Source organism: Snodgrassella alvi (assembly GCF_040741455.2).
GTDB classification, from domain to species: domain Bacteria; phylum Pseudomonadota; class Gammaproteobacteria; order Burkholderiales; family Neisseriaceae; genus Snodgrassella; species Snodgrassella alvi_E.
On record NZ_CP160328.2, the window covers coordinates 1,683,069 to 1,695,635 of the forward strand.

General features: G+C 42.1%; 12 protein-coding genes. 8 read left to right on the top strand and 4 right to left on the bottom strand.

Annotation, left to right across the window (positions count from 1 at the left end; genetic code table 11):
- Nucleotides 1–6: 6 nt before the first annotated feature.
- Nucleotides 7–510: a peptide deformylase gene (def, locus tag ABU615_RS07495; protein WP_100141390.1), complete on the bottom strand. Its 504-nt coding sequence runs from the start codon at nucleotides 508–510 to the stop codon at nucleotides 7–9.
- Nucleotides 511–667: 157 nt separating this feature from the next.
- Between def and ABU615_RS07500 the strand changes: the two genes are divergently transcribed.
- From ABU615_RS07500 to ABU615_RS07525, 6 genes are all read left to right on the top strand, one after another.
- A complete protein-coding gene (locus ABU615_RS07500) occupies nucleotides 668–1,900 on the top strand; it encodes a LysM peptidoglycan-binding domain-containing protein (RefSeq protein ID WP_370388769.1) in 1,233 nt (410 codons plus the stop codon).
- 969 nt (nucleotides 1,901–2,869) lie between these two features.
- A complete protein-coding gene (locus tag ABU615_RS07505) occupies nucleotides 2,870–3,616 on the top strand; it encodes an MtnX-like HAD-IB family phosphatase (RefSeq protein ID WP_367489920.1) in 747 nt (248 codons plus the stop codon).
- 24 nt (nucleotides 3,617–3,640) lie between these two features.
- The gene (locus ABU615_RS07510; RefSeq protein ID WP_370388770.1) at nucleotides 3,641–4,462 is read left to right on the top strand and encodes an alpha/beta hydrolase; all 822 of its coding nucleotides are present in this window, start codon (nucleotides 3,641–3,643) and stop codon (nucleotides 4,460–4,462) included.
- A 32-nt stretch (nucleotides 4,463–4,494) separates the two neighbouring features.
- The gene (locus ABU615_RS07515; RefSeq protein WP_100141386.1) at nucleotides 4,495–4,851 is read left to right on the top strand and encodes an EamA family transporter; all 357 of its coding nucleotides are present in this window, start codon (nucleotides 4,495–4,497) and stop codon (nucleotides 4,849–4,851) included.
- Complete coding sequence (locus ABU615_RS07520) at nucleotides 4,851–5,258, top strand: DMT family transporter (RefSeq protein ID WP_367431449.1); 408 nt, start codon at nucleotides 4,851–4,853, stop codon at nucleotides 5,256–5,258. Before ABU615_RS07515 ends, ABU615_RS07520 begins: the two co-directional genes overlap by 1 nt.
- Before the next feature lie 30 nt (nucleotides 5,259–5,288).
- Nucleotides 5,289–6,482, top strand: a complete 1,194-nt coding sequence (locus ABU615_RS07525; RefSeq protein ID WP_367489907.1) for a DegT/DnrJ/EryC1/StrS family aminotransferase — start codon at nucleotides 5,289–5,291, stop codon at nucleotides 6,480–6,482.
- Here the strand turns inward: ABU615_RS07525 and ABU615_RS07530 are convergent.
- From ABU615_RS07530 to ABU615_RS07540, 3 genes are read right to left on the bottom strand one after another with little or no spacing between them, the layout of a single operon-like run.
- The gene (locus ABU615_RS07530; protein WP_370388771.1) at nucleotides 6,458–7,348 is read right to left on the bottom strand and encodes an arginase family protein; all 891 of its coding nucleotides are present in this window, start codon (nucleotides 7,346–7,348) and stop codon (nucleotides 6,458–6,460) included. The two genes, ABU615_RS07525 and ABU615_RS07530, sit on opposite strands and share 25 nt — an antisense overlap.
- 1 nt (nucleotide 7,349) lies before the next feature.
- Nucleotides 7,350–8,429: a GNAT family N-acetyltransferase gene (locus ABU615_RS07535; protein ID WP_370388772.1), complete on the bottom strand. Its 1,080-nt coding sequence runs from the start codon at nucleotides 8,427–8,429 to the stop codon at nucleotides 7,350–7,352.
- Nucleotides 8,430–8,484: 55 nt separating this feature from the next.
- The gene (locus ABU615_RS07540) at nucleotides 8,485–9,900 is read right to left on the bottom strand and encodes an aspartate aminotransferase family protein (RefSeq protein WP_370387707.1); all 1,416 of its coding nucleotides are present in this window, start codon (nucleotides 9,898–9,900) and stop codon (nucleotides 8,485–8,487) included.
- A 384-nt stretch (nucleotides 9,901–10,284) separates the two neighbouring features.
- Between ABU615_RS07540 and ABU615_RS07545 the strand changes: the two genes are divergently transcribed.
- Nucleotides 10,285–11,484: an MFS transporter gene (locus ABU615_RS07545; protein ID WP_367577609.1), complete on the top strand. Its 1,200-nt coding sequence runs from the start codon at nucleotides 10,285–10,287 to the stop codon at nucleotides 11,482–11,484.
- A gap of 170 nt (nucleotides 11,485–11,654) precedes the next feature.
- The gene (gene ppk2, locus ABU615_RS07550; protein WP_370386615.1) at nucleotides 11,655–12,521 is read left to right on the top strand and encodes a polyphosphate kinase 2; all 867 of its coding nucleotides are present in this window, start codon (nucleotides 11,655–11,657) and stop codon (nucleotides 12,519–12,521) included.
- Nucleotides 12,522–12,567: the final 46 nt, after the last annotated feature.

Here is a 12,567-nt window from a genome sequence, read left to right on the forward strand (position 1 = left end):
GTCAAATTACATTTTTTCGCGGGCGCGTTTTTTCAGTTTGGTTTTTATGCGATTCTGTTTTAATGGCGACAGATATTCGACAAATACTTTACCAGCAAGGTGATCAAGCTCATGCTGGATACAGATGGCCAGCAAGCCGTCTGCTTCCAGAGTAAACTTTTCACCGTGCTCATTATATGCTTCAACCGAGATACGTTCAGAGCGGTGTACCATTTCATAAATACCGGGTACAGAAAGACAGCCTTCTTCATATTCGGTATCACCCTCACGGGCAGTTATTACCGGATTAATGAAGACTCTGAGTTCATTACGTTCTTCGGAGAGATCCATCACTACTACACGTTCATGAACATTTACCTGAGTGGCAGCCAACCCGATTCCTCTGGCCTGATACATGGTCTCGGCCATATCCTGCACTAGTGTGCGGATTCTGTCATCAAATTGAGTCACAGACTGCGCAACAGTATGTAAACGCTCATCAGGATATTGTAAAATGTTTAATAGAGCCATTATGTGTTTAATTCCTTGTTCAATCTGACCTGTTTACATGATGGCAAAACTGGATTTTTAAAGATTGTTGATATAGATTCAGGTAAACTGGCACTTATATCCATACTATGTCATATAACAACTATTTAAAACAGTAATTTCCCTAAGGATACTTTACATGCATAAACATATTATAACTCTGCTGTGTACACTGAGTATGGCCATATCCGCACCTGTGATGGCAAAACTGAATATTCGTCCAGATGCACCAGCGCAATATGTAGTCAAAAACGGCGATACACTGTGGAGCATATCCGGTAAGTATCTTTATAGCCCATGGCAATGGCCCAAGCTCTGGGGCTCCAATCGTAGTCAAATCCATAATCCGCAAAGGATTTATCCAGGGCAGGTATTGTCTTTGCGCTATGTAGATGGTCAGCCCCGTCTTGGCTTTGATAACAGTGCAGGAATTCCAACGATTAAGTTGGAGCCGAAAATTCGTAATCTGTCTTCTGGTTATGGAATCAGTACTATAGATGTTGATTTTTTCAGAATGTTTATGCAGCATCCGCAGGTCATTGATAAGGAGGAGACCAGAAATGCACCACGATTAGCTGCGGGACCGGAAAACAGAATACTGTTTTCTAAAGGGGATAGAGTTTATGCAGATCGCCAACTTGAACCAGGCCGTTATCTGGTTTATCGCATTGAACAGAATGTTACCGACCCAGATACGCATAAATATCTTGGTCAGCTAGTACGCTTTAGCGGTGAAGTTGCTACTTTAGCGGGACAAAACAGTGCCCTGAACGAGCGAAGCCCAGATGAAGCTGCCAACTTACCCAAAGATGAGTATTATACACGTGTGAATCCATTGATTAAATTACCAACACGTACTGCACAGCCAATGGTTGTGACTAATATTGCATCTGAAATCAATAAGGGCGATTATCTGTTAAAAATTACAGATGAGCATGATCCGTTTCAAATGATGCCTCATGCACCTAATACTCAGGTTAAAGGCAAAATTGTGTCTGTAATGGATGGCATACAGGAAGCTGGCCCTTATCAGACAATTACTATTAATTTGGGTAAAAATGACGGTATAGATAAAGGCACTGTATTGAGTTTGTATACTAAAAGTCGTCAGTTTAAAGCAGGATTTTCGACAGATTCAAAATCATCACGCAACGTATTTAAATATTTAAGTATTCCTGCTGAGGAGGTTGGTCTGGCAATGGTTTACCGTGTGAGTGATAATTTATCTTCTGCATTGATTATCAGTGCATCTAATGCAGTTCAAATAGGTGATCTGGTAATGAATCCTGGACATGATATGGATGATGTCCGTCCTGAGTCAGCACATGTATTCGGTTTGCAAAATGCTGAACCTAAAATGACTGACGATTAAAGACCTATATAATGCAGATTCTTCAGAAGATTGCATATAATCAAATATGATCATAAAGAAAAGTGCGGAATATCCATTTCGCACTTTTTCTGCTTTATGCGGATAGATGAATAAATATGTAAATCAGATAGATAGATTTTTCGTGCTGATAAATCATTCTCATACTACGAAATATAAATTTATCAGTTATTTGCCAATTTGTCTTTGTCGATCAAACCGTTCAAATTTTTTTTCACATTTTAAAAATTTTTCTGTTTGAATTATTTCGTGAAACAAGCCAATTAGCAAGAAATCTATTTATTTTTCTAAAATCTGTTTGACCTTTAATACTAATCCAATTCCCTATATGGGAAATGATATTGCAATTCGCTTCAATAAAATGATTTTATGCTGACCAATGCATTAATAGCTTATTTTGTAAAAATAATATAATTTAATCAATTATTTGTTCTTTGATATTGCAAAAATAACAATTGATATTATTTCGAGTCACAATTTTCAATGATAATTTTATAGATACATTAATTACGTAGGTTTGATTTCTAGATGAAATGTTTTAGAATACCCAGTTTATTTGCCAAATATTTCTCAAATATTTCAGTAATCTGAATAGAAGTGTGTCTGATAAGTGCGGGAATTGGGCTGAATGTATAGTGGATAAATACAATCTACTGTCAGAGTTATAGCATATTTCTGCAATTATTTCTGTGGGCAATGGAATGTTGCTGTGAAGCTTTATTTGAAATAAATATTAAGTAAATCAGTCGATTTTGATTTTAGTTGCCTTAATCTCAGGTTGGTAAATCAGGATTGTTGCTGCTTGCATAAATAGCAGTAGCGTGACTATGTTAAACCGGACGTGCTGGTTATGCTTTTTGCACGATTGTATTTAATCAATTTAAATAACCCACCCTTTATCCCTTTTACAATACTAGCCTGTTTTCGTTTGTAATTTATACACGGAATGATATGAGTTGTTTTACACCCATTGTTGAAAATAAGACTGGTCTGAAATCTTTATTTCAGGCAACTGATTTGTATCAGTATGCTGTATTGTGTGATTTTGACGGTACCATCAGTGAGAAAGATGTTACTGATACATTGCTTGAAAATTTTGGTAACGATACATGTATCCAATTGGAGAAGCAATGGCAGGAAGGCATGATTGGTTCGCGAGAATGCATGCGTCAGCAGATTGCTAATATGGACGCCAGTCTGTCCGAGCTGGACAATGTACTCACAACAATCCGCATTGATCCGGCTTTCAGCAAGTTTATTCATTTAGCTCGTAACATGCATTTGAATGTGCATATCGTCAGTGATGGGTTGGATTATGCTATTCGGTCAATTCTGAATCGCTACGGCTATGATTTTCTTCCTGTTTATGCCAACCGATTATTACATAATCAACAGCGGGGTTGGCAGCTGGAATTTCCTTATGCTAATGAGCACTGCCTCAAAGCCAGTGGAAATTGTAAATGTCAACATCGTCAGAAATTGTTCGGTTTTCAGAAAGTTTTTTATGTCGGCGATGGTACTTCGGATTTTTGTGTGGTCGATAAAGTCGATTTGGTTTTTGCCAAGGATAAACTGATTGATTTCTGTCAGCAGCGGGGTATCCAGTACTATCCGATTCAGGATTTTGGTGATGTTGCAGCCATTCTGCCTAATTTGATTGAAGAGCCGGTAGAAAATTATTGCCTGTCTCCAGCCTAAAGTATCATCCGCCGATTTGTTATTATGATTCAAGATTCCTCCTATTTTTTACCCGGTAATCACAATGGTGTGCTACTCATCCATGGTTTGACCGGCACGCCGAATGAAATGCGTATTCTGGCTAAAGGATTGCATCAGGCCGGTTTTACTGTCTATGCTATGCAGCTAGCGGGACATTGTGGTGATGAAGCTGATTTATGTCAGACTAGCTGGCGTGACTGGTATGCTAGTGTGCAGGAAGCCGCTCAGTTTTTACGGGAGCGTGTTGATAACCTGTTTGTTGCGGGATTATCCATGGGTGCATTGCTGGCTTTGAAGCTGGCAGCTGATCAACCCGAGCTAGTAAAAGGAGTAGGCGTCTATGGGGTGACGTTCAGCTATGATGGCTGGTCTATTCCGTTATGGGCAAAACAGCTTTTTGTTCTGCTGCCTGTTTTAAAAAAACTGCATTTATTCCAAAAAACTTCTTTTATCGAAAAGCCACCGTACGGTCTGAAGGATGAGCGTATCCGTGCCACGGTCGCTGCCAGCATGTTCAGTGGTGACAGTGCTAGTGCCGGTTTGGCAGGTAATCCGTTTCCTGCTCTGGCAGAAATGCAAGCGTTGGCCAAACTGATGCGTCAGCAGCTTTCACAGGTAAAAGCACCCTGTTTGATTATGCATTCAGGTCATGATGATATTGCCAATATCAACACCAATGCGCGACTAGTGGAAAAACATGTAAGTGGTCCCACGCGATTTGTGGTGCTTGATGACAGCTATCATTTAATTACTATAGACAGGCAGCGGCGGGAAGTAATTAATCAATCAGTAGCTTTCTTTGAAAATATTGTTCAATCAGCTTAGAAAGTTTTTCCTGTTGCAGAAAGAATGATTGTATGTCCCTGATTGTTTTTGTGCTGTGGTTTGCCAATATCTGTTTTGATACCCTTGGTCAAACAGCATTTAAATATGCAGCCATCGCACCTAATAATCGCGATGGCTGGTATTACTGGATTGATTTATTTTGTAATTATTGGCTGTGGATTGGTATTGGTTCCTATGTGGCCGAATTTTTATTATGGCTGGCGTTTTTAAGTCAGGTACCATTATCACAGGGCATATTGCTTGGCTCAATTAATATTATTGTGCTGATGCTGGTAGGACGTCTTCTGTTTCAGGAAAAGCTCACCCGTTTCCGGCTTCTTGGCATGTTCTGTATCACCATTGGTGTAGTGCTGGTAGGAGCTTCATAATGCGTAAATTTTATTTAATCGGCTTTGCACTTTTATTATTATTTGACACTCTGGGACAGAGCAGTTTTAAACTCACAGCTATTCATGCACAGCCACTTGAAGCCAATCTGGGTTGGATATTAAGGGTCTTTACCCAGCCTTGGGTCTATATTGCTATTGCTGGCTATATCGGTGCTTTTTTTACTTGGATGGCCTTACTGAAAAAGGCGCCGGTCGGCCCAGCTTTTGCCGCTTCGCATCTGGAAGTGGTAACAGTCATGCTGGTTTCGGCCTTTCTATTTCATGAACATATTACGGTCATACGCATTATTGGTGCAGTATTTATTGTGGGTGGTATCATCTTTCTGGCGTTGGCAGAAAAAGAAATTGTCCAGAATGAAAATCGTCACGATGATGAAACCTGTTGACTATTTCAGGTCTAAATTTTAGTGCCGTTTATGTTTAACTATTATGAAAATCCGCCTACAGCCGGCTTACCGCTACAATGGCGGGACTGGCTGCCGGTAAAATCATCGTTGGCCGACAAAGTAAGCGCACGCTTTAACTTGCCACCATTACAACTAACCTGTTCAGGTACGGCAGCGCTGGTGATAGCGTTAACTACGCTAGCGCATCAACAGCCTGAGCGTAAAACCGTAATCGTACCTGCTTATACTTGTCCGCTGGTAGCATTAGCTATCCATCATTGTGGTTTGCAGATACAGCTTTGCGATTTAAAACCCAACAGTATTGATTTGGAAACCGCACATTTAAATAATTTATTGAATGAAAAAGTGCTGGCGGTCATTCCAACTCATCTGGGCGGTCGGGTCTCTGATGTAGCTAGTGTTAAAAAGTTAGCCCAATTTCAACAGATAGCGGTAATCGAAGATGCTGCGCAGGCTCTGGGCGCAGAAGTCGGTCAATACGGTGATGTGGTTCTCTTCAGTTTGGCTGCCGGTAAAGGTTTGACCATGTATGAGGGCGGATTAGTTACCGCTCCCGAAATTCAATTGCGCAGGAGCTTACAGAAAACTGCCAATAAACTGTTACCACACCGTTTTAAATGGGAATTTCTGCGTACACTACAACTATTCGGCTATACAGCCTTATATCATCCTGCCGGTCTGCATTTTGTCTATGGCCGCGGCCGGCGCAAAGCTTTGCGTCAGCAGCAATGGATTGCAGCAGTAGGCGATGATTTTGATTTCGACATTCCTATGCATCGGGTAGGCCATATACGGCAGCATGTTGCCACCAATGCCTTCCAGCGATTACCGGCATTTTTGCAAACATTACAACTACAAGCGCAACAGCGGATTCAACAGTTACAGAAAATCAGCGCTATACAAGTTATTGTTGATCAGTATGGTCAGGGAGTGTGGCCATTTTTAATGGTGTTAGTGCCGACTAATCAACAGCGTGATGCTATTTTAAAAGAGTTATGGACTAGCCCCTTGGGCGTAACCCGCTTATTTATCCATACACTGGCGCAGTACGATTACCTAAAGCCGATTGTACCAAAGGAATCCACACCCAATGCTGAAGATTTTGCGGCTCGTATGTTAACCATTACCAATAGCCCTTGGCTGACAGATGCGCAATTTGAGCAAATTTGTGCAGTTATTCAGCGTGTGGTTTGCGGGTGGTGAACTAAGGCTGAGAGTAACTGCTGATTGACAGCATGGTGCTGTTGCTGCCATGCAGATAGCGTGGCTTCCGGAATTGGTTCCTGTTTGTCCATAGCACTGAGCATACGTTTAAGCCAGCTTGTATATTCCCATTGTGAAACTTCGCCAGTAATATCACTACCAATAATGCGTTGATTTAGCGAATTTATTACGGACAATAAATGATTAAGCTGCATACGTCCCTGATCCCAGTTAGTCTGCACCACATCCTTAGCTAGCACATCCTTATCAATAGAAACATATACTGGTCTGTTATTTCGTTGCTGTGCTTGAATAAAAGCACTAACCAGCTCTTCCGGGGATGCAAAACTATGAAAAGCATGGCTCAAACCGATTTTTTGGGCCCAGCCAATTTTTACATCCATATTCCAGTAGGTAAGTTTGCCCTGAAATAATGGAGCTAGCCGGTTTTCCCAGCTATGAGCAAAGCCAATATCTTTGGAAGTAATACCTAGCACATGCACATGGCTGACAAAAGGCAATTGCGTCACATAGCTCACCCAGGAACCACAATGAATCCCGAACAGATAGCGCATGTTGTCTGGATGGTTATCAAAAATAACCACTTCTATCGGTTTTGTAGCAGTAAAATATTGTTGTAAACGTTTTATAAGCAACAGCGAAACATGATGATAATCACCGCTGCCCATCAAAACTGTGCCATAGTGTTCCGGTAACTTTTGCTCGAGTTCTTGCTTCAGCTGGCTGAAGCGAGCGTGCGAACATCCAAAACGAATAGCCTCCTGCCATTGCCCTAGCTCAATTCTGACAGCATCGGGTATAGTGCCAGTGCTGTTGTCAAAATCCAGAATAACCGTTTTATTCATACTATCTGCCGTCCTGATTATCCTGCTTATGCGCTTCCTGCCAGTTTTTATCTTGCTCAAAACGACTACTGAGTTTACTAAGCAAAGCACGCAAAACGGGGTTGCGGACATACACCATGTGTTTGGTAAAAGTAAACTGAGCGCCTAAAGAAGCCTTAACCTGCGGATCTGTCCAGCCGGCTATATAAAACTTCAAACCTTGCTGTCTCGCATACTCCAGATTGTAAAACCAGCTTAGATAATACAGATTCAGTTCGCGTGCCAACGGATAAGCAAAACCAATATATTTATCCACCAGCATATTATTGAGCACAAAGCAAATATTGTAGCCGACCATTTGCTGCTGATAATGATAAGTGAAAATTCTGGCCTGATTATTACCGTCCTGAAGCAACCTACGGAAAAAATCCCGCGTTAGCAAATCAAAATGTACATCACTTTGATTGTAAACATTTAAATACAGCTGATAATACTGCTCTAAAACTACTTCATCTTGAAAGCAAACATCTCCACTATGCAAGCAGCTTATTTCAACTAGAGTTTGAGTTTTCAGCTTACGGCGAAAATTTTTACGTCGTTGATAGGATAAGCGCCCTAGATATTCATTAATATCCTGAAAATCAATCGGCACCCAAGCTAGCGCCTGACCTTCCACTTCGATAAAACCTCGTTGCTTCAAAGTCAGAATCAGCTCGTTTGCATACTCATTTGCTTCTTTATTTAATAATGGTGATTGTTGAGGAATATCTTTCACAATCAGCAGCGGATATTTTTTGCCATAACTTTGTAATATTTCTGTTGCCAGTTGATGAGCCGGTTGTTGTGGTGAAAACAGAGCATACTCAGATACTGTTGTCCCGATAAAACAGGTAAAAGGGTGTAGAAAACGCTGCCACCAATCAAAAAAAGGCCAATGCCGTATCTTCTGTTGAAAATCGGTATCAGCAGTCGTGAGCAAATCAAAGCGTGTCGCAAAAGCAGGCACGCCATTTGATAGTTGCCACGCGCTGAAATTGAGTGGTGGACAGGCCAGAAATGTTTCCATCAGCTCGTCCGGTTCCAGTTGACTTAGATATTTCATATAATCTCAGAGGGCAGCCAGCTAAACCGATTGCTGAACTGCCGTATACCGTAGCTTAAGCGTTCAGCTCTTTTTTAGCCCGCGTAATCAATTGATCCAGCAACTCAATGCCCTGATCAATTTCCGCTCTGGTAATATGTAATGACGGTGCAAAAGTAATTACATTCTTATAATAACCACCGATGTCCAGTACCAGACCCATTTTCTGACCGTGCCAGTCCAGATCACCAGACATACCGATGTCGACCATCTTATCTACCAAAGCCTTATTCGGGGTGAAGCCATCTTCAGTACAGATTTCTGCCCGTAGAGCCAAACCCAGACCATCTACTTCACCGATTTCTTTATGGCGTTGTTCCAGCGTTTTCAGGCCTTCAAGGAAGTAAGCTCCACTTTCCATCACCATTTTTTCATAATCAACCTCCGCCATCATCTTGAATACCTCAAGGCCAACAGCCGTACCCAAAGGATTAGAGGCAAAAGTTGAATGTGTAGAACCAGCCGGAAATACTTGCGGATTAATCAATTCTTCCCGCGCCCACAAACCACCCAGCGGATTCATACCATTTGTGAGTGCCTTAGCAAATACCAGCATATCAGGCTTAACATCAAAGTGCTCGATTGACCACAACTTACCAGTACGGTAAAAGCCCATCTGAATTTCATCCACCACCAGCAAAATTCCATACTGGTCCAAAACTTTTTTCAGACCTTTAAAATAATTTCGTGGTGGCACAATATAACCGCCCGTACCTTGCAGCGGCTCCACATAAAAAGCCGCATATTCAGCCTGGCCTGCTTTCGGATCCCATACACCATGGTATTCCGTTTCAAACAAGCGAGCAAAATCAGCCACTAGATGTTCACCATATTCCTCAGCCGTCATTCCTTTAGGACGGCGAAACGGATAGGGAAACGGAATAAACATCGCGCGATCACCAAAGTGTCCGTAGCGGCGGCGATAACGGAAGCTGGAGGTAATCGAAGATGCACCCAGCGTACGGCCGTGATAGCCACCTTCAAACGCAAACATCAGCGAACGGCCCTCACAAGCATTACGAATGATTTTCAGTGAATCTTCAATACACTGAGAACCACCAACGTTAAAATGTACCCGTCCATCATGTCCAAACTTGCGTTTCATATCCAGAGCAATGGTTTTAGCCAGCTCAATCTTGGTAGGATGCAGATACTGACTAGCACACTGCGGCAAACTGTCTACCTGTTGTTTCAGTACCTTATTTAATCGCTCATTGGCATAACCGAAATTGCAGGCCGAATACCACATCTGTAAATCCAAATACGGCTTACCATCCTTATCGTACATGTAGCTGCCTTCACAGCCATCAAAAATTTTCGGTGGATTAACATAATGAACTGTATCACCGAAAGAGCAATACTTAGCCTCATCAGCCAGCAACTGCGCATCATCCAGACGATTTTCAAGGGTTTGAGCACTGGGCTTACTCATCATTCATTCCAATCAAATAAAATTAAACAGTATATAAAAAGTACACGATTAAACTTATTATATCCTGCTATAGCAACGTAACTGTAAGAAACAATGGCCTCCTAACCCTAAAAAAACAATAACAATCGCAAATTAAATTATCTTTGCATTAAAATAAATATTTCCAACACCACAAAACAGCGTACAAAATGGCTGCAACAGCATAAAAATTACTCAAAAACATCATCGCATTTTCTGCCTCATAACCATTACACCAACCCATTCAAAAAATGCCAAGAAATTTCAGAAGAAATCCGTATTTTTACTTATGATTCTCAATCAGTTAGACTAAAACAAATCAACCATACAACAAATTCAGCAAGATCAATACTGAACCACATACCTATGAATACAGAACTCAACCGCATTCTACATCCCCGCTGGCTCCTGTTTGCCCTTGCCGTTGGCGGCTTTGCCATCGGTACCACTGAATTTGCTACCATGAGTGTATTACCTTACATTGCCAGCGGACTGAACATCAGCGAACCCACGGCCGGTCACCTAATCAGTATCTATGCACTTGGTGTCGTTGTAGGCGCACCCGTAATAGCCATATTTGGCGCTCGGTTCAGCAGGCGAAGCCTACTACTGGTGCTCATGGCTTTTTTCTCTCTGGCTCATCTGGGTACCATGCTTGCTCCTGATTACAAAAGCATGATGCTGTTTCGCTTTTTAAGTGGCTTGCCGCATGGCGCCTACTTTGGCGTAGGTGCGTTGGTTGCCGCAGCCATGGTGCAGCCGGATAAGCGTACACAAGCAGTCGGATTAATGATGATTGGCTTAACCATAGCCACTACTGTTGGCGTACCCTTAAGCAGCTGGCTGGCACAGGCCTTAGGTTGGCGTGTCGTTTTTTTAATTGTAGCTATACTGGCAGCCATCACCGTTATCCTTGTAGCCGTTTTCCTACCACCTCACTGTATGCAAGGTGGAGACAGCAGTGCTGTTCGCGAACTAGGTGCACTGACTAACCGGCAGATATGGCTGACTCTTGCCATAGGCGCCATAGGATTTGGCGGCATGTTCGGCATCTACGCCTATATGGCCTCAACTCTCGAAAACATCACAGGCATGTCACCCCGAAACGTACCATTAGTTATGTGTCTCTATGGCGTAGGCATGACCATTGGCAATATCATCGTACCGCGGCTGGTAGGCCGCCACGTCATGACTGGTCTTGCATGGTTACTCGTTTGGTCTGCAGCCATGTTAGCCTTGTATCCTTTTGCCGTGCATTATCCCTACTGGGTATGTATACAGGTTATCCTGATAGGTATGAGCGGTGCCGTTGGTACCTTGCTGCAAATCCGCCTTATGGATGTAGCCAAAGATGCCCAAACATTGGCCGCAGCATTAAATCACAGTGCCTTTAACGCTGCCAATGCATTAGGTCCTTATCTTGGAGGACTGACCATAGCTGCTGGCTGGGGTTGGACCAGTACAGCATGGGTTGGCGTCATGCTGGCGATCATTGGCTTGATTGTGTGGTGGATTACCGTACGAGATGAACAGCGCATAACGATTAAAAATGATAATGGCAACTGATATTAAGTAGATCCTAATAAAGCTTGATACGAAGAATAAGCAGATAAACAAACGTATTAAGATGTTAATGTAAAAATGCGTAACTAAAGTTGCAAACAATTGTTAATATTAATATTCTGTGTATAACAGTTAAATTTATTTAATCATTAACAAACATCAAAGGGGTAATCATGATAGACAAACAACAACCACTAACTGATGCACCCAATATAAATCAGCTTCAACCTCAAAATGACAACCCAATTGACAAAAAGCACAAACAAAAAAAACTTACCAAAAAGAAATACTACAAAGAACTGGAAAAATTACAGGGAGAGATGGTTGCCCTACAAGAATGGGTAAAAGAATCCGGCCAAAAAGTATGCATCATTTTTGAAGGTCGTGATGGAGCAGGTAAAGGAGGTGCCATCAAAGCACTTACCGAAAGAGTCAGCCCGCGCATATTTCAGGTAGTAGCTCTTCCTGCGCCCAGTGAGCGCCAGAAAAGCCAGATGTACATGCAGCGCTATATTCCACATTTACCCGCTGCCGGAGAAGTCGTTATTTTCGACCGAAGCTGGTACAACCGTGCCGGTGTAGAGCGCGTAATGGGATTCTGCACCGAACAGGAAAGTAAAGAGTTTCTAGAAATCATTCCGTTTATGGAAAAAGCCATCATCAATTCCGGCATCATCCTGCTCAAATATTGGCTTGAAGTAAACATGAAAGAACAAGAAAAACGCATGCTTGGTCGCATAAACGATCCGCGTAAAATCTGGAAATTGTCACCCATGGACATCAAATCCTACAGCCGTTGGTACGATTATTCCCGAGCACGCGACGAAATGATCATGACCACTGATACCTCATGGGCCCCGTGGTATATCGTAGACTCCAACGACAAAAAAAAGGCTCGGCTCAACATCATTGAACACGTCCTTAGCGAAATTCCGTATAAAAAAACACCGCGCAAAAAAGTCGAATTACCTAAACGACAGGATAAAGGCGATTACCAAGAACCCAACTATCCTTATCGTTACATACCTGAAAAATACTAAATATAATATCAGCCAGTTGCTAAAACAGACTGGCTGAATTTTTCAT